The organism is Polyangium sp. y55x31 (assembly GCF_029946505.1).
Lineage (GTDB): Bacteria > Myxococcota_A > Polyangia > Polyangiales > Polyangiaceae > Polyangium.
The window spans coordinates 52,174-69,713 of sequence record NZ_JARZHG010000048.1 but is presented as its reverse complement, the minus strand read 5'-3'; the positions used below and the strand labels follow the sequence as shown (position 1 = coordinate 69,713).

At 70.0% G+C, this 17,540-nt stretch carries 15 protein-coding genes; 10 read left to right on the top strand and 5 right to left on the bottom strand.

From position 1 onward, the window contains the following. Positions 1-78 precede the first annotated feature (78 nt). On the top strand, positions 79-1,785 hold the full coding sequence (locus QHF84_RS44575; RefSeq protein ID WP_281319703.1) for an ABC transporter permease: 1,707 nt from the start codon (positions 79-81) through the stop codon (positions 1,783-1,785). 3 nt (positions 1,786-1,788) lie between these two features. On the opposite strand, the gene QHF84_RS44570 is transcribed toward QHF84_RS44575, so the two are convergent. From QHF84_RS44570 to QHF84_RS44555, 4 genes are all read right to left on the bottom strand, one after another. Beyond that, positions 1,789-4,491, bottom strand: coding sequence for a sensor histidine kinase (locus tag QHF84_RS44570; protein ID WP_281319702.1), 2,703 nt, complete (start codon positions 4,489-4,491; stop codon positions 1,789-1,791). A gap of 235 nt (positions 4,492-4,726) precedes the next feature. Beyond that, positions 4,727-6,502, bottom strand: coding sequence for a 4Fe-4S binding protein (locus tag QHF84_RS44565; protein ID WP_281319701.1), 1,776 nt, complete (start codon positions 6,500-6,502; stop codon positions 4,727-4,729). Positions 6,503-6,504: 2 nt separating this feature from the next. Beyond that, the gene (locus QHF84_RS44560) at positions 6,505-7,476 is read right to left on the bottom strand and encodes a DUF362 domain-containing protein (protein ID WP_281319700.1); all 972 of its coding nucleotides are present in this window, start codon (positions 7,474-7,476) and stop codon (positions 6,505-6,507) included. Positions 7,477-7,590: 114 nt separating this feature from the next. After that, positions 7,591-9,327, bottom strand: coding sequence for a serine/threonine protein kinase (locus tag QHF84_RS44555; RefSeq protein WP_281319699.1), 1,737 nt, complete (start codon positions 9,325-9,327; stop codon positions 7,591-7,593). A gap of 199 nt (positions 9,328-9,526) precedes the next feature. On the opposite strand from QHF84_RS44555, the gene QHF84_RS44550 reads away from it, so the two are divergent. The 9 genes from QHF84_RS44550 to QHF84_RS44510 all read left to right on the top strand — a co-directional run bounded on the left by QHF84_RS44550 (position 9,527) and on the right by QHF84_RS44510 (position 16,508). After that, the gene (locus QHF84_RS44550; RefSeq protein WP_281319698.1) at positions 9,527-9,958 is read left to right on the top strand and encodes a universal stress protein; all 432 of its coding nucleotides are present in this window, start codon (positions 9,527-9,529) and stop codon (positions 9,956-9,958) included. A 20-nt stretch (positions 9,959-9,978) separates the two neighbouring features. Beyond that, positions 9,979-10,551 (top strand): CDP-alcohol phosphatidyltransferase family protein, encoded by a 573-nt coding sequence (locus QHF84_RS44545; RefSeq protein ID WP_281319697.1) that lies wholly within the window; start codon positions 9,979-9,981, stop codon positions 10,549-10,551. Positions 10,552-10,636: 85 nt separating this feature from the next. Further along, the gene (locus tag QHF84_RS44540) at positions 10,637-11,593 is read left to right on the top strand and encodes a DUF4349 domain-containing protein (RefSeq protein ID WP_281319696.1); all 957 of its coding nucleotides are present in this window, start codon (positions 10,637-10,639) and stop codon (positions 11,591-11,593) included. Positions 11,594-11,604: 11 nt separating this feature from the next. Continuing rightward, on the top strand, positions 11,605-12,069 hold the full coding sequence (locus QHF84_RS44535) for a serine/threonine protein kinase (RefSeq protein ID WP_281319695.1): 465 nt from the start codon (positions 11,605-11,607) through the stop codon (positions 12,067-12,069). 61 nt (positions 12,070-12,130) lie between these two features. Beyond that, entirely contained in the window at positions 12,131-12,805 is a 675-nt protein-coding gene (locus tag QHF84_RS44530; RefSeq protein ID WP_281319694.1) for a hypothetical protein, read from the top strand. Beyond that, on the top strand, positions 12,805-13,965 hold the full coding sequence (locus tag QHF84_RS44525) for a hypothetical protein (RefSeq protein ID WP_281319693.1): 1,161 nt from the start codon (positions 12,805-12,807) through the stop codon (positions 13,963-13,965). The genes QHF84_RS44530 and QHF84_RS44525 overlap by 1 nt, the downstream gene beginning before the upstream one ends. 41 nt (positions 13,966-14,006) lie before the next feature. Beyond that, entirely contained in the window at positions 14,007-14,867 is an 861-nt protein-coding gene (locus QHF84_RS44520; RefSeq protein ID WP_281319692.1) for a hypothetical protein, read from the top strand. Positions 14,868-14,922: 55 nt separating this feature from the next. After that, positions 14,923-16,200, top strand: a complete 1,278-nt coding sequence (locus tag QHF84_RS44515; RefSeq protein ID WP_281319691.1) for a M28 family peptidase — start codon at positions 14,923-14,925, stop codon at positions 16,198-16,200. 41 nt (positions 16,201-16,241) lie between these two features. After that, positions 16,242-16,508: a NifU family protein gene (locus tag QHF84_RS44510; RefSeq protein ID WP_271919358.1), complete on the top strand. Its 267-nt coding sequence runs from the start codon at positions 16,242-16,244 to the stop codon at positions 16,506-16,508. A gap of 77 nt (positions 16,509-16,585) precedes the next feature. On the opposite strand, the gene QHF84_RS44505 is transcribed toward QHF84_RS44510, so the two are convergent. Continuing rightward, entirely contained in the window at positions 16,586-17,422 is an 837-nt protein-coding gene (locus QHF84_RS44505) for a hypothetical protein (protein WP_281319690.1), read from the bottom strand. Positions 17,423-17,540 lie beyond the last annotated feature (118 nt).

Here is a 17,540-nt window from a genome sequence, read left to right as displayed (position 1 = left end):
TCGCCCCGATACGCTCCCATGCCCGCCCCGAAGCTAGGGCGTGCTGCGCCGCGCCCCTTCTGCTAGAGGCTCCGCCAGATGGGCTACCCTCTCGAGGTTGCGCTCCGGTACCTGGGGAGCAAGAAGCGCGCGTTCATTTCGGTCGGCACGGCCTTCGCGATCCTGGGCGTCACGCTCGGCGTTGCTGCGCTCGCCACCGTGATGAGCGTCACCGGCGGCTTCCAGGCGCAGTTCCGCGAGAAGGTCCTCGGCGTGAACGCCCACGTGCTCGTGCTCAAGTACTCCACGGATTTCCGGGAGTACCGCTCGATCATGGATCAGGTCGCCAAGGTCCCCGGCGTGCGCGCGGTGGCGCCGTTCAGCATCAACCCGATGATGCTGACGCACGGCGACGCGACGGCCACGGGCGTGCTGCTCAAGGGCGTCGATCCCGCGACGAGCCTCGGCGTGGGGCAGCCCGAGGGATCTCCGTTCGTCCTGGACTTGCCGAAGCAGGTGAAGTTCGGCTCCCTCAACGGCCTGCGCCTGCCCGGCGCGAAGCCGCCCGAGCGGCGGAGCGGCGGGCCGGAGCTGCCGCCCGTGCCGATTCTGCCGGAGAAACGCCCGCTCGATCAGGACGCGGGCGCGGACGGCGGCTCGGGCACGCAGGGCTTGCTCCGCGCGATCGAGGAGGATCTGCGCAAGGCCGAGAAGGCGCCCGCGCCCGACAAGGAGAAGCTCGAGCCGAGCGGCGGGGGCATCGAGGAGATCCTCGCGATCGAGGCCGGCAAGCTCGGGGGCGCGGACAAACCCGAGGCCGACAAACCCAAGGCCGACAAACCGGCGGACGAGAAGGTCGCCGCTGCGGACGAGAAGGTCGCCGACGGCGCGCCCGTCGGCTCGGTCGAGCCCGAGGGCGGCTACGCGAGCAAGCTGCCGGACGACGACGACGTGCCCGCGGAGGTCGATCCCGACCTCTGCGCCGATCCGGTCGAGGTCGCGAAGCTGCCCGGCATCGTGGTCGGCATGTCGCTCTCGAAGACCTTGAAGCTCGGCCTCGGCGACTGCGTCACGGTCACGTCGCCGACGATCGGCTACTCGTACTCGGGCGGATCGCTGAAGCCGCCCGTGGCCAAGCGCTTCCGCGTCATCGCGCTCTTCGAGGCCGGCTTCGATCAATACGACTCGAAGCTCGTCTATACCGACCTCTACGAGGCGCAGGCCTTCTACGACCAGGGCGACACCGTCACCGGCGTGGAGATGAAGGTCGACGACATCGACCAGGCGAAGCCCATCGCCAAGCAGATCAGCCAGAACCTCGCCAGCGGCCTCTACCACACGATGGACTGGGAGGAGCTGAACCACGGCCTGTTCACGGCCCTGCTCATCCAGCAGATCCTGATGAGCGGCGTGCTCGCGCTGATCATCGTCGTCGCCGCGTTCACCGTCGTCGCCACGCTGATCATGGTCGTGCTCGACAAGACGAAGGAGATCTCGGTCCTCAAGGCGATGGGCGCGACGGACGGGGAGATCCTGCGCATCTTCCTCTACCAGGGCGGGATCATCGGCCTGCTCGGCACGACGTTCGGGCTCCTGCTCGGGGTCGCCGTCTGCAAGGGCCTGCTCGTCTACGGCTTCCCGCTCGATCCGAAGGTCTACTTCATCTCGGAGCTGCCCGTGCAGGTGCGGCCGCTCGAGTTCATCATCACGGGCGCCATCGCCATCGTGATCTGCCTCGTCGCCACCATCGTGCCGAGCCTCTACGCCGCCCGCCTCCGCCCCGCCGAGGGCTTCCGCGCCCAGTGACGATCACGCGCCGATCGGCAGCGTGAACGAGAACGTCGTCGTCTTGCCGGGCTCGCTCTCGACCCGGAGGGCGCCGCCGTGCGCCTCGACGAGGCCGCGGCAGATGTAGAGGCCGAGCCCGAGCCCCTTGATCCGCGAAGCCCCCGCCATCCCCCGCTGAAAACGCGAGAAGAGCCGCGGCATGAGCTCGGGATCGATCCCCGGCCCCTCGTTGCACACGCTGAGCACGACCTCCGCGTCCCGCACCCCCAGCCGGACCACGATCGGCGTCCCGGGCTTGCCGTACTTCACCGCGTTCGAGACCAGGTTCTCCACCACCTGCTGGATGCGCGCCGCGTCGACGTGCACGAGCGGCACGTCCCGATCGAGCGAGAGCCAGATGCGCGCGCGCGCCTCCTCGTCGGCCATGTCCTCGACGATCTGCCGGAGCAGGGCCTCGAGGCTCGTCGCGGCCCGCACGAGCTCGAGCTTGTGCGTGTCGAGGCGCGAGAGGTCCGAGAGATCGTCGGTCATGCGGATGAGCCGCTCGGCGCTCGACCGGATGCGCTCGGCCTTGACCTTCGTGGCAGGCTCGTCGACGCAGCGGACGAGGTGCGCCGCGGTCGCGAGGATCGTGGTCACGGGCTGCCGCAGATCGTGCGCGACGATGCTCGTCCACTCCTCGCGCAGGCGCGCGAGCTCCTTCATCGCGGTGATGTCGTTGAAGAGGACCACCGCCCCCTGGATCGCGCCGCTCTCGTCGCGCACGGGCGAGGCGTTGACCAGCGTGTGCATGATCGACCCGTCGTGCCGCTTCAGGATGAACTCGCGGCCGATGATCACCTCACCCTGCATCGCGCGCTCGACGCTCAGATCGCCATGCTCGATCGGCGAGCCGTCCGGGCGCGTGACGAGGCTCCGCAGCTCGTCGAGGTTCGGGCTGGGTTCGACCAGGTTGCCGAGGAGCTGGTACGCCATGCGGTTTTGCGTGACCCGCGGCGACACCACGCCTTCCCAGAGCTGGATGCCGACCGGCGAGCTCTCGATGACGGCCCGGAGCCAGCGCCGCTCGTCCGCGAGGGCCCGGAGCAGCGCCTCGCGCTCGCGTTCGGCGCGCCGCAGCTCCGTGATGTCCTGCACGACGCCGAGCACGCTGAGCGGCTTGCCCGCCTCGTCCCGCGTGAGCTCGGCCTCGACCCGGACGATCCGGAGCTCACCGTTCGGCCGGACGATCCGGTGCTCGCACGAGTAGCGCTCGCCCTCCTCGAAGAGCGAGCGGAAGCCGAGGAGGACCCGCATCCGATCCTCGGGGTGGAGCGCGCTCGCGAGCGTCTGCGGCGGCTCGGGGCCCGCGCGCGGCGGCAGGCCGAAGATGCGGTAGACCTCGTCGGACCAGGACGACGAGTCCGTCTTCGCATCCCACTCCCAGTGGCCGACGTGCGCGACGCGTTGCGCACGCGCGAGGCTCTCGCGGCCCCTCTGGAGCGCCTGCTCGGCGTGGCGCTGCTCGGTCACGTCTTGCAGCGTTCCGACGACCCGCACGGTCCTGCCCGCCGCGTCGCGCTCGATGTCGGCCTCCTGGTGGAGCAGCCGCTCCTCGCCGTCCGGGAGGCGGATGCGGATGTCGACCGAGAAGGTGCGGCCGGTCTCGCGTGCCGCCTCGTAGGCTGCGCGTAAGCGCGCCTGCTCCTCGGGGCTCATGCGCGCCGCGAGGAGCGCGTTCGCGTCCCGGAGCGTGCGCGGGGCGGGGGTGGGCTCGAGGCCGAGCAGGCGGTAGCACTCGTCCGACCAGCGGACCTCGTTTGCCCGGATGTCCCAGTCGATGCTGCCCACGCGCGCGACCCGCTGCGCGCGCGAGAGGCTCTCGTGGTCGTGCCGGATCCGCTCCGCGGCGCGGTTGCGCTCCGTCACGTCATGGAGGCCCGCCACGTGGCAGCCGGGGACCACGTTCGCCCGCGCGTGGTACTCGACGTCGACCGTGCTGCCGTCGCCGCGGACGAACGTGAAATGACCGGCCTGGGTGCCCTCGCGCAAGAATGTTCGCCAGAGCTCCTCGAACCGCGCATTGCCGTGGCCCGGGGTGATTTCGTGGATCGTGAGGCCGAGGATCTCTTCGCGGCTCCGGCCGAGCAGGTTGCAGGCCGCGGCATTCGCTTCGAGGAACCGGCCGTCGTCGTTCGCCACGAGGATGCTGTCCATCGCGGCGTCGAAGAACCGCTCGAACGCGTATTGCCAGGCCTCGGCTTTCGCGTGGGCCTCGCCTTTCGCCCGCTTCTCTTCGAGGACGCTCGCCGCGAGGCCGGCCAGGGCTTCGAGCGCGCCGCGGGTCTTCGGGCTGTTCGGTCCTGACAAACCCGCGACGAGCGCGCCGGCGCTTCCATCGGGGAAGGCGACGGGCGCGGCGATGAAATGGCGCACGCCGCTCGCCGCGTGGGCCACGCGGACGTCCTCGGGAGCCGCGGGCGCCTCGGCGTCGGCGCCGTCGGTCGTGCCTTCGCGGGCGACCCGGGCGACGAGGCTCGACGCGCTCGGTGTGATGCGGTGGAGCGGATGGGGCCATTCCGGCGGGCCGCCGCGATGGGCGACGAGCTCGAGCACGCGCCTCTCGTTCGGCAGGTAAAGCAGGAGAAGATCGGCGTCGAGCGCGCGGAGCGCCGCCGTGTACAGGCGCTCGAAGGGCTCGGCCACGGATTCACGTGTCCAATCGAGCGCGGCAGAGCCCTCCATGGCATGCGGCCCGAAGGCTTTGCCCATCCACGCTGGCCACGTTGTTCCCCTCCACTTGCCCACGTGAGCGCCGCTAGTTTGCTGAACGAACCATGAACCTAACACAAGCGGAATCGTTCGAGAACGACGCGGTCGAACGGGCTTGTCGAAGGTTTGGTTCGCGTGGCGCGAGCGAACGCGGGCGCGCCTTTCCTGCGCCGGGGGCGGCGGCTCGGCGGCGCTTTCGCAAAGCGCTTCAGCCGGGTCGGTTGTAGTTCGTGTCTTCGAGCAGGATGACGTTCGTCTTCGACCGGGTCTCGCCGACGTTCGTCACGTAGACGGCGGGCTTGTCCTGGACGGGGCAGACTTTTTCGCACGCCCCGCAGCCGATGCAGAGCGAAGGATCCACGTGCGGGCGTTGCACGTGCACGGTGGTCATCCCGGGCTCCTTGCCGTCCTCGCCTGCCATGGGAAGGCGCTTCGGGATGTCGACCTCCTCGACCCAGATGGCCTTGGGCGAGGTGGGGCAGAACTCTTCACAAACGATGCACGGCGTGGCCATGGCCCAGGGCAGGCAGCGGCCCTGATCGTAGAACGCGGTGCCGATCGAGATGGGCTTCTGGTTGATGCCGAGCTTCTGGTCCTCGGTGATCTTCTGGATTGCGCCGGTCGGACAAACCTGGCCGCAGAGCACGCAGGAGTGCTCGCAATAACCGATGCGCGGGATGAGGATCGGGGTCCAGATGCCTTCGACGCCGGCCTCGAAGAACGCGGGGTGCAGGGCGTTGTTCGGACAGACCTTCATGCATTCGGCGCAGCGGATGCAGCGCTCGAGGAATTCGCGCTCCTCGACCGAGCCCGGCGGCCGGATGACGCGGTGGTCGTAGTTCGCGTCGATGACGTCGGCGATACGCATCGCCGGGATGACCACGGCGCCGGCGGCGGCCGAGGCAATGGCGGTGCGGCGGCCGGTGTCCGGCTTCGAGATCGTGCTCTTGCGGCTCGGGAGGAAGCGGAACTTGATCACGTCCTCCGGGCAGGCATTCTCGCAGTTGAGGCACATGTGGCACTCGTCCTGGCGCCACTTCACGCCTCCCTGCGGCGAATCCGCGCCCTGGCAATGCACGAGGCACAGATTGCAATCGGTGCACTTCGCGTGGTCCTTCTCCATGCCGAAGAGCGCGAAGCGGGCGAAGACGCCGAGGAACGCGCCGAGCGGGCAGAGGACGCGGCACCAGAACCGCGGGATCACGCGGTTCATGAACAGGATCGCGACGAGCAGGATCCCGATGAACCAGGTCTGGTGGAAATAAAATTGCTTCGATTGCCAGACGGTCTGCGCCAGGAAATCCTGCGCGGCGTCGGTCGCGCCCTGCACGGGGCGCACGCCGGCCTGGCCCGCCGCGAAGCTCGCGACGCCCGTGATGTATTGCAGAGCCGGGACGACCGCGAGGCCGATGGCGCGGACCGCGACGCAGATCGGATCGAAGAGGCCGCCGATGGCGCTGCCTGCGACGCTCGCCGCGAGGAACGCGTAGAGCAGGTAATACTTTACCTGTTGCCGGGAGGCGGTCTTGTTCGACTCGACGCGCTTGTTCCCGCGCAGATACCGAGACGGAAAGATCCAGCCGAAGAAATGGTGGAGCGTGCCGAACGGGCAGATCCATCCGCAGAAGACGCGGCCGAAGACGAGGGTGACGGCGAGCAGGCCGACCGACCACGCGAGCCCGCGATAGACCGTGTGCGTCGAGAGCAACGTCATCGCCGCGACGAACGGGTCGGCGAGCAGATACGCCTCGACGGGCAGGGGCAGGCGCACCGCGGTCTCGGCGGACGCGAACGAGCCGCGGAACGCGGTCTGGAAGAGGAAATAAAGAAACAGCGCGAGGAAGCCGGCCTGCGAGACGCGACGCACCCAGACGAGGATGCGGATCGACAAACGCGCCTCGATGCCCGAGCCGGCGCGCCCTTTCACCTTGGCGGGCTTCGCAGCCGGGGCTTTGGCCGTTCCGACGACAGCGGGAGCGGCCATCGTCAGACCTCCACCCAGCGCAGGTCTTTCCAGTTCATCGTGCCGAGGCCGCGCTCGTGGCCCATGCGCAGGTACGGGATCTCCTCGGGCGAACGGCCGATGAGCTGGCAGCCGTAGGCGTCGACCGCGACCTGATCCGTCGAGGCGAGCAGCGTGCGCATCTCCTTCGCGTCGGCGATGTTGCCGCCCTGCGGGCCGTTGCGCACGAGCACGCGCCAGGCGTCGACGATGGTCAGCGTCGGCTGCATGAACGTCGCGAGATCCGCGATGGAGACGTCGATGTTCTGGTGCAGCCGGTTTCTGCGCCCGCCGAGCGAGCCGTACCAGTTCTTCATCGCCGCCGTGTACTTCGAGAGGTTGTGGTGCTTGGCGATGGGGACGTTGATGACCTTGTCCGCGTTGATGAGCGGCGTGTAGACGGGCCACTCGTCGAGGACCTCGCCCTTGAGGCGCATGCCGCGGAAGCGGTGCGCCGCGGGGAGCACGACCTCGGCGCCGACGTCGTACGCGGCCTTCCAGATCCCGGAGCGCTGAAAGCAGCGGTTCGGCTCGTTGCACGAGGCGTCCGTGACGACGACGCGCTTGGCGCCCGCGTCGTAGGCGAGCTTGACGACCTCGGCGACGACGCGCGGATTCGTGTTCGCCGCGTGGATCGGGGTGCGATCCCAGCCGACGTTCGGCTTCACGACGACGATGTCGCCGCGCGAGATGAAGCGGTTCATGCCGCCGAGCGCGGCGACCGCCTTGCGTACGAGCGCCTCGGGCTCGGCCTCGTTTTTCGCGACGACGAGCTTCGGGAGCTCCGAAGGCGCGTCCTTGAGCCGATAGTCCCGCGTCTGCGGACGATCCTTCGAAGGACCCTCGGTGATCGAGCCGCGATCGAAGCGCGTCTTCGCGAGGGCGGCGGCCCCGCCGAGGACGAGCCCCGCGGCGGCGAGGCGCTCGATCATCTCACGGCGCGAAATGTTACGCATCGGAAGATTTCCTACGGATAGCAAGGCCGCGCCGGAGGAACAAGCGCGCCGCGCGGCGAAGAAGCTAGTGGGAGGAGCAAGGGTCGTCGACGAGGATCGACCGCGGGGAAGCGGCTACGGCGCGGGCGGCACAGGCGGCGCCGGTGGAGGCGGCGGAGGCGCTGGAGGCGGGGGAGGGGGCGGGGGCGGGCCCACCGAGGCGATCGACGTGAGGGAAGGCGGGGGCGAGACGGAGGCGGAGCTCGCGGGGCTCGTCGCGCCTGCGCCGGAAGACTTCACCTCGGCGCGAAGTTTTTCCCGTTCGTCGTTGCACGTCTTCTGCTCGGCGACTCCGCGCTCCCGCTCCTCCGTGAGCTTTTTCAGCTCCTCGGCCCGTTTGTCGGCGAGGGCGCGCTGCTCGTCGCGCTCGTTTCCGAGGGCGACGCGCTGTTTGTCCCACTCGGCCTCGCGGCGCTTCCACTCGGTCTCGGCCTTTTCGGCGGTCTCCTCGCAGGTCTGCAGGCGCGCCGCGCCCTGATCGCGGACCTTCTTGATCTCGATGGCGCAGTCGAGCTCGCTGCCCGACTCGCAGAGCTTCATCTGCGCGTCGAGCTGCTCCTCGAAGAGTTTTTTGTCCTTGCTCGCGGACGCCTTGCACTTGTCGACGTCCGACATCGCGGTCTTGTAGGAGGCGTTGCAGATCTCGATCTGATCGAACTGCCGCGCGCCTTCGGCCCGCGCGCGTTCGAGCTCCGTCGCGAGCTTGAAGGTCTCGCGCTTGGAGAAGGCGACGACCGCGCCCGCGGCGGCGAGGAGCAGGAGCGCGCCCGCCGACACGCGGAACGCTTGCAAGGAGGCGCGTTGCTTCTGGCGCTGTCGCTCCTCGGCGCGGGCGATCTCGCGCTCCGGTTCGAGCAGGACGTCGAGCTCCTCGGCGAGCTCGCTCATGGCCGGTCGTTCCTGCGGATCATGCGCGAGCCACCGCGCGAGCGCCCGATCGATGAGCTCACGCGCCGAGCCGCGCACCTCGGGCAGCGTGCCCTCGGGCAGCGGATGCTTGGCGCGAACCTCGAGCGCCTGTTCGAGGTCGTCCATCGTGTTCGCCGTGGAACCCGGGTACCGATCCTCGCCGACGAGCGAGACGAGCAGCGTCGCGGCGAGGCAGTACGTGTCCATCTTCTCGCTGATGGGCAGCGCCGCGAGGTTGCCCCTCATGGCGGCGAGCTGCTCGGGCGAGGCGTAGAGCGCCGTGCCCGCGACGAACGTGCCCTCGCGCTCCGCCGCGACGCCGAGGTCGAGCAGGATTGGGTGCACGCGCCCGCCGAACGTGGCGAGGAAGATGTTGTCCGGCTTGATGTCCTGATGCCGCAGGCCCGCCGCGTGCAGCGCTTCGAGGCCGCGGGCGATGGCGAGAAATACGTCGTGGGCCTCGCGCAGGCCGAGCGGCCCGCGTTCGAGCCGCTCGGCGAGGGTCTCGCCGCGGTAGACGGGCATCGTGAGCCACACGTATTCGGGCGTCGTGCCGTGGTCCTTCATCTGCACGACGTTCGGGTGTCCGACCGTCGCCAGCATGACGAGCTCGCGCTCGACGTTGCGGCCGGCGAAGTGGGATCGCGGCAGGATCTTCAGCGCGACCTGGTGCTCGGGGACGTCCTCGCGCTGGGCGACGTAGACCTTGCCGAACATGCCGGCGCCGAGCAGGCGCTTCAGCCGGTAGACGCCGCCCACGACGTCGTCGATGGTCGGCATGACGACCACCGAGGGAGGGCTCGCGCTCTCGTGCGGGGCGGCTCCGGCGCGCTGGGAGTCGTCCACGACGGTCACGGCGTAGGCGTGCACGGTGACGGTGGCGCGGAGGTTCGAGCTCTTCACGGCGAGGACGAGCGTACCGCGAGGCCTCCCCGCGCCGCGAGAAAGCAGCAGCGCGCCCCGCCCTGGCTCGGCGCGTGCAAGCTCCTCGGGCGGGCCCCGGCAGCCGAGCAAGGAGGTGCCGCTCGGGGGCGAGATCTCCCTGGTTGCGCGGCCCGGGGTGAGCTTGCAACCTGCGCTCCCCGGGAGAATAGGAGCATCCATGACGACGGGAGCGAACGTGAAACTGCTGGTCCCCATCGACTTCGAAGCCGCTTCGGCCAAGGCGCTCGCGCTGGCCAAGGATCTCGCCGCGCGCCTCGGCGGCCAGGTCGTGCTGGTGCACGCCTATCAGCTCCCGGTCTACACGTACCCGGGCCTCGAACCGACGCTCTTGCCCGGCTTCCACACGGAGGTGGCCGCGGCGGCGCAACGCGCGCTGGATCAGCTCGCGAAGCAGGAAGGCGTGGCCGCGGTGCTGCGCGAGGGCGATCCCGCGACGGAGGTGCTCGCGGCGGCGCAAGAGCTCGGCGCGACGATGATCGTCATGGGCACGCACGGCCGCACCGGCGTCGCACACCTGATCCTCGGCAGCGTGGCGGAGAAGATCGTACGAAAGAGCCCGGTCCCCGTGGTGACCGTGCGGGCGGACTGAACGACCCGGGGGGGGCCTTCATGCCGCAGTACCGTGTCGCGGATCTCGGTCTCTTGCCGAACGTCCTCAGCGCGCTGCGCCTGCCGCTCGCGGCGATCTTCCCGTTCGTCGTCGACGACGTGCGGGCCGCGCTCGCCGTGCTGTTCATGGCCGCGCTGACGGACGTGCTCGACGGCTGGCTCGCGCGGCGCCGGGGTCAGCTCACGGCCGTCGGCGCGGTCGTGGATCCGATCGCGGACAAGGTCTTCGCGGTGACCGTCGTGGGCACCTTGCTCTACACCCGGCGCATGCCCGCGTGGGCGCCGCTGGCCTTGCTCTCGCGCGAGATCCTGGAGGCGCCGCTGCTCGCGTGGGTGCTCGTGAGCCCGAGGTTTCGTGGGGCGCGGCGGGCGGGGGCGCGATCGAACGTGCCTGGCAAGCTCGCTACGTGCGTGCAGTTCGTCGCGGTGGTCACGGCGATCGCGGCGCACGATCTCGTGGAAGGCGCGCTCATCGCGTCGGCCTGCGCGGGGACCTTGGCGGGCGTGTCGTACTGGGCGCGCGAGATCGATCGGGCGCGGAAGCTCGCGGGTGGGGCGCCGCGCGGCACCTGAGGCGCACGAGCCCCTTCGCTCGCGACGTTGGCGCATGTAACGTGGTGGTCGCCACACCAAGGCGCCTCCTCGACCAGGACCAACGATGCGACCGAAAGTGTTCCTCGCGCTCTCCAGCGTGATCCTCGGACTCTTGCCGGCTTGTTTGGCGGGCGCGCAAGCGCGCTCCTACGAGCCTTCGCGATCCATGGCCGACGCGAGCGTGCCCGCGGAAATCATGGTCACGGGTGCCGTCGAGGGTACGGAGGAGGCCCTCACGGCGAGCGGCGGCGACGAGGATGGCATCTCGTACGCGAGCACGACCCCGGGCAGCCTCGCGCTGGGCCTGCGCAAAGAAGAAGCGAACGCGGCCCCCGCGGCGCCGCCCCCGCCGCCGCGGGAGCTGCCGTCCGGGGGCGAGAAAAAAGATTCCCCTGCGAAGGGCGAGCCCGTCGGGAGGGAAGGCAAGCCGCTCGCGGAGCCTACGGGCAAGCAGCTCGAAGGCGACGGCACGGTGGCCGTCATGCGCGCGCCGATGCTCGTCTACACGGCCCGCGTGAACATGGCCGTCTACGAGGTGAAGAGCTCGCTCGGCGAGGTCGAGTCGCTCGCGCGGAGCCTCGGCGGTTTCCTCGCGCGGCGAAACGATCAGTCGATCACGATCCGCGTGCCGGTCGCCCGCTTCGACGAGGCGATCCGGCGTATCGAGAAGCTCGGAGACATGCTCTCGCGCGACGTGCAGGTCGAGGACGTGACCGAGGAGTACCACGACACCGAGATCCGCCTGAAGAACGCGCGCGCCGTGCGCGAAAGGCTCGAGCAGCTCCTCGCGAAGGCGACGAAGGTCGAAGAGTCGATCGCGATCGAGAAGGAGCTCGAGCGCGTGGCCGAGACCATCGACCGGCTCGAAGGGCGCATGAAGTTCCTCCGCGATCGCGCGGCGTTCTCGACCATCACCGTGACGTTCCAGCCGCGGAGCTCGGCCGAGCTCGGCAAGCGTCGCTTCAACCTGCCCGTGCCCTGGATCTACGAGCTCGGCCTCGGCCGGCTGCTCAGCCTGTGACGGAGTATTTCGTGCGATCCCGAATTGGCTCCATCGCCCTGTTCGCCCTGCTCTTCGCCTCGGCCTGCCGCCCGTTCGAGCCGGCCACGCCGCCCGGGTTCGTCGAGCTCGAAGATCGGTACGGCCGCACCGAGTACCGCGCCACGACGGCCGACGGCGTGGTGCTCGGCGTCCGCGCGTTCGACAACGATCCCAAGGGCGAGCGCGCCTTCTGGGTGCGCGCGATGGAGAACCGCATGCGCGACATGGGCGGCTACGCGCTGCTCGAAAAACGCGAGGTCAAGGATCGCGCGGGCCTCACGGGGACGCAGCTCCGCTTCGGCCACGACGAGGGCGGTGATCCGTACCTCTACTACCTCACGATCTTCGTGACCGACGATCGCGTCTTCGTCCTCGAAGCGGGCGGGGCGCGGCCGCAGATGGAGCGGCTCACGGAGCAGATCGATTGGTCGGTGAAGAATTTCCTCCATCACTGAAGCGCCCCGAGCGCGGACAGCCGTCTTGCTTGCGCTCGGCCCCTTTGCTACCCCGCGTCTGGTGCGTCACCTCCTCTCGTCCGGCCCAAGGCTCGATCGCCCGCGGTCAAGGCTGCTCGCCGGCGTCGCGTTCCTCTTGCCCGCGCTCCTCGCCACGCCCGCGTTCGCGCACGGCGGAGGCGTCGCGAGCCCGCCGATCGAGGTCCCGCCGCCGCCGCCGGGCGACGGCGCGACGGCCCTCAAGATCCTGCGCGACGTCGAAGCCAAGGCCCAGGATCCGCGCTCGAAGAAAGCGGTCGCCGACGCGATGACGCGTTCGAAGAAAGCGCTCGAACGGGCGCACGGCGCGCGAGCTTCGGGCGACGTCCCGCACGCGCGGCTCCTCGACGGGCTCGCGCTCGAATGGGCGGAGACGGCGCGGGATCTGCTTCGCGCCGCGGAGGCAGAGCAGGCGGCCGCCGCCGTCGCCGACAAGGCGAAGGTGGCCTCGACGCAGGCCGAGCGAGCGCGCGCGCTGCTCGAAGAGACGCAGGCCCGGCGAGGCCGCGCCGAGGCCGAGCTCGAGCGCGCGATGGCCGAGGAGAAAGAGGCCCGCGAGGCCGCCGCGAAGGCCGAGGATGCGCGTATCGCCGCGGGCAAGGGCAAGGACAAACCGGCCAAGAAGGACGACGCCAAGGCCCTGAAGAAGGCCGGCGGCGGCGCGGCCGTGGTCCCCAAGAAGGGGAAGGGGAAGTGATGAAGCGAATGCTCCTCGCGGCGCTCGTCGCGCTCGCCTCGGCGTGCGCTCCGGTGCCGCGCCCGCCGATCCTCTCGGAGGTCGATGCCGTGCAGCAGGGCGCCGCGGCGAAGGAGGCGCGTGACCTCGCGCCGCTCGCGTATGCGCGCGCCGAAAAACACCGGAAGGAAGCGCACGCCGCGTACGAGGCCGGCGACGTCGCGGGCGCGCAGCTCCACGCCGAGTCGGCGCTCGCCGCGTACGCGCACGCCCACACGCTCGCCCGCGTCGCGCGCGCGGAGACGGACGCGAAGAGCGCCGAGGCCGAGCTTGCCTCGCGCCAAGCCGAGCTCTCCTCGCTCGATGGCGAACAGTCACGCGCTGCGGCCGAGGTCGCCGCGCTCGAAGCCCGCATCAAGGTCGCCCGCGACGCGCAGCCCGTCGCGCCGTCCGGCCCTGCGGATGCGGCGCGCGAAAAGGCACGCGTCGCCGCGGCGCGATCGCTCGCCCTCGAAGCGCGCATGCTCTGCACGGCCGCGCGCCTGCTCCTGCCCGAGGTCCCCGCGCCGAAGGCGGACACGCCCGCGCCCATCGGCGCGCCGACCCGCGACGCGCTCGTCGCCGAGCTCGACGAGGCCCAGCTCATCGTGAAGAAGCTCGACGAGTCGCTTGCATCGACCGGCCCTGCGCCGATCGATCTCGCCACGCGCGCCCGTTCGAGTTGCCTCTCCGCGCTCACGGGTATGCGCCGCGCCATGACGCCGGTCACGCGCGCACCCGGCGCGGGGGACGCGCTCCTCGGCGAGATCTCCGCGACGCGGGCGTTTTCTCCCTCGCGCGACGATCGCGGCATCGTGGTCACGCTGCGCAACCTCTTCGCCGGCGACAAGCTCACGCCCGCCGCGACCGAGCAGATCACGCGGCTCGGCAAGCTCGCCGCGGAGAACCCGCGCTTCCCGCTCGCGGTCGTCGTGCATCAGGACAAAGAGCCCTCGGCGAAGGAGCAGGCGGCCGTGAAGGCGCGTGCCGATGCGGTTGCTGCGGCGCTCCGCACCGCGAACGCGCCGCGTGTCGACGTGGTCCTCGCGGGGGCGGCCTCGCCCGTCGTCGATCCTGCGGGCAGCGATCGGGCGCGTAATGCGCGCGTCGAGATCGTCTTCGTCACGCCCGAGACATTCTAGTAGCATGCACCCGCGCGTGCGTTTTCGCGCATGAGGTCCCGATGCGTTCGAGCTCTCTCGCTTCTCTGATCGTCCCTGCCGCCCTCGTGGCGACGCTCTCCGGGTGTGAGGACAACAGCAAGGAGCAGGAGCAGGCTGCGGGCTACGTGCTCGACAAGCTCGTGCCTGTCGCGAACGAGGACGCCGCGCAGGTGCGCCGCGGCTTGCCCGAGGGCGCGAAGAAGCTCGGCGAGGTCGTCGACAGCGATCCCGGGGCAAACCTCGTCGCGCTGCAGAAGGCCATCCGCGGCGCGCGCGCGTCGGTGAAGGACCTCGACATCGCGAAGAGCACGTTCTTCACCTTCGTCGACACCACGGGCATCGCGCTGCGCAGCGAAGCCGATCCGGATCTGCTCGCGCAGAAGTCGGTCCTCTCTGCGTTCCCTTCGCTCAAGAAGGCCCTCGAGCCGAGCGCGGGCCTCGTCGAGGCGTGGGGCGAGATGCAGGAGATGCGCGGCGTGCGCACCGGGCCCGACACGCAGTGGGTCGCGGCGCATCCCGTGAAGGACAAGGACGGCCAGGTGAAGGGCATGTTCGTCACCGGCTGGTCCTTCCGGCGCTTCGCGCTCCGGCTCGAGGAGATGGCGAAGCGCGAGCTCCTCGACCGCGCCGAACGCGAGAAGCAAAAGAACGTGCCCATCGTCTACGTCTTCCTCGTCCGCGACGGGAAGGCGTACGGCGCGCCCGTCACGCCGGACGTCAACGCGCAGGCGGTCGAGGCACTCGATCTCGCGAACAAGACGCAGAGCGGCCCCTTCCGCGGCAAGCTCGAAATCACGAACCGCTCCTACGGCGTCGCGGCCCAGCGCGTGCCCGATCTCGGCGAGGGCACGATCCTCACCGTGATCGCCTCCTCGGTCTGAAGCGTGGTTCGTCGTGGCGAGCGCTCCCACGCCAGCGTCTCCGGCCCGTGATCCCGTGGCGAAAGCGCCACGCAAGCCTCGCTCGCGTCGCCGCCGCATCGCCGCGCTCGTCGTCCTCGCCGTCGCGCTTCTCCTCGTCCTCGATCAGGTCGGCGTGCGTGAGCTCTCGGGCCGCCACTTCCCACAAACCGACCCGCTCTCGCCCACGCTGCGCGCGCATGTCGAGACGCTCGCCGCGCCCGCGTGGGGCGGCCGCGTCCCCGGCAGCGAGGGCAACGCCGCGGCGGCGCGTTACCTCGCGGATGCGCTCGCCGCGGCCAACGTAAAACCTTTTCCTTCGCTCGGCGGCTACCTCGCGCCGCTCGCCGAGCCGAGCTCGCCGCTCGGGCACAACGTGCTCGGATGGATCCCTCCCGAAGGCCCGGGCGAACCGCGCGGCACCATCGTCCTCGGCGCGCACTTCGATCACCTCGGCAACACCGACGAAGGCCTCCTCCTCGGCGCGGACGACAACGCCGCGGCCGTCGCGGTCCTCCTCGGCGCGATCCCCTCGCTCCTCGCGCAGCACCCGCGCCCGTACGGCATCGCCGTCGTCTTCTTCAACACCGAGGAATCGCCCTACTTCAACACCCCGCGCCAGGGCTCGCAGCGCTTCGCCGCCACGCTCCCCAAGGAGATCGGCGACCTCTCCTCGATCCGCCTCGCCGTCGTCCTCGACCTCATCGGCGGCGTCGTCTGGCGCCACACCGCCGACATGATCTTCGCGTGTGGCGCCGAAAAAACCAGCGGCCTTCCGGCGATCGTCGACGCCGTCCGCGAGCCAGGCCTCGACGTTCGCCGCCTCGGCATCCACGCGGTCGAGAACATCCCCGGCTACGCGCCGCAGCCCTTCTCGGACTACGACGTCTTCCGCGATCACGGCGTCCCATTCCTCTTTCTCTCGAGCGGCCGCACGCCTCGGTATCACCGCGCCTCGGACCTACCGGACACGCTCCACTACGACCGCATGGCGCGCACCTCGCGCTGGATCGCCTCGCTCGTCGCCGCGCTCGCCGCGTCGCCGCCCGTGGTCTCCTTCGACCCGCGCGGCGAGGACCTCGCGACCGACCGCGACACGCTCCGGTTCGCCTTCGACGCGGCCGCCAAGCCGTGGAGCTCGATCCCTGGCACGGGCCCGATCACCGCGGCGCGTATCCTCGGGGATCGCGGCCGCCTCGCGGCCATGGCCGAGCCGGGCCACGTCTTTACCCCCGAGGATGCCCGGGCGATCGAGCGTGCGAGCTTCCGCCTGCAATGCCTGCTCTATCGGTATCCGGTCTGCTTCACGCTCTGATCGCTTCGTGGTACGTTCGGCCCCGGAGATAACTCGAGACGATGCCCGCGAACATCGACCAGATGCTCAAGGTTTGCCGTGAGGTGATCGCTCCGCTCGTGCGTGCGGATCAAGGCGAGCTCTACCTCGTGGCCGTGGAGCCCGACCAGATCACGCTCCACCTCGCGGGGATGTGCGCGGGTTGCCCCGGCGCGAACCTCACGACGAAGGGCGTCATCGAGCCGGCCGTGCATGCGGTCGCGCCCTCGGCGCGTGTCGTCGTGACGAGCGGCATCCGCATCCCCGAAGGCGCGTCGCTCGTCACCTGAGCCCTCGCGTCCGCGAAGGCGACCGATCTTCGCCCTGAAAAGCGAAGGGCCCCGCGTTTGGCGGGGCCCTCGTCGGCTCACTTCTTCTTCTTGTTGTCGGCGGGCGGCGGAGGCGTGGGATCGGGGTCGGGCCCGCGGATCGCGGCGGCCACGGCAGGATCGATGGCGTCCTCCTGCTTCGGCTTGTTCGGGCGCAGCGACTCGATGTTCTGCAGCGTCGCGTTGTCCTCGTACGCGATCGCGATCGCCGTCTCACCGCGCTCGATGAGGCGCACGTGCGTCGTCGCGTCCTTCCAGTCGACGACGGTGGCGAACATCCCGAGGTCCGGGTTCGGCGGGATGATCCGGCCGGGCGTGCCGTACACCGTGGAGAGCTTGACCGCGGCCTCCTGGAAGTTCGCGCCGTGCGGCCCACCCTTCGCGAGCTTGATCTCGTCGATGATCTTCCAGAGCTTGTCCTGGATGAAGAAGAAGTACCGGGTCGTGCCCTCGCGGGTCTGCGACAGCATCCACTCCTTGTTGAGGTAGCTGTACTCGCCGCGGAGCGGGCCGTTGTCGACGGCCGTGGGCAACTTGCCGAACTCGATCTTGCTCCGTCGGAACGCGTTTTTCTCTTCGAGGAGCTGCGCGTCGAGCTCCCGCATCTTCACGCCCGGCGAGACCTTCTGGTAGAGCGGCTTGTAGGCCTCGTCGAGCTGCTTGTCGATCGCCTCGCCGACCTGCTTCGTCGTCATGCCCCACTTGAGCGAAGCGGGCTCGAGCGCGATGGGCTTCTTGGTGACCGCCGGGCCCATCGGAGCGGGCGCGGCCGCCGCTTTCTTCTTCGCCTGCGCCTCGACCACCACCGGGGTCGCCGTCGCCGCGAGGCCGAACGTGGTCGCAAGGAGCGCTGCCCAAAGCTTGTTCACCTTCATCTCCAATCCTCCGCCCCGCCGGCCCGCGGCCGGCAACCGGGATCTACCAGATTCTGCGGGAAAAGGGGCCCGCCGAGGTCTTCGGGGCGTTGGACGAGGCCCGCGCCGGATCGATGGA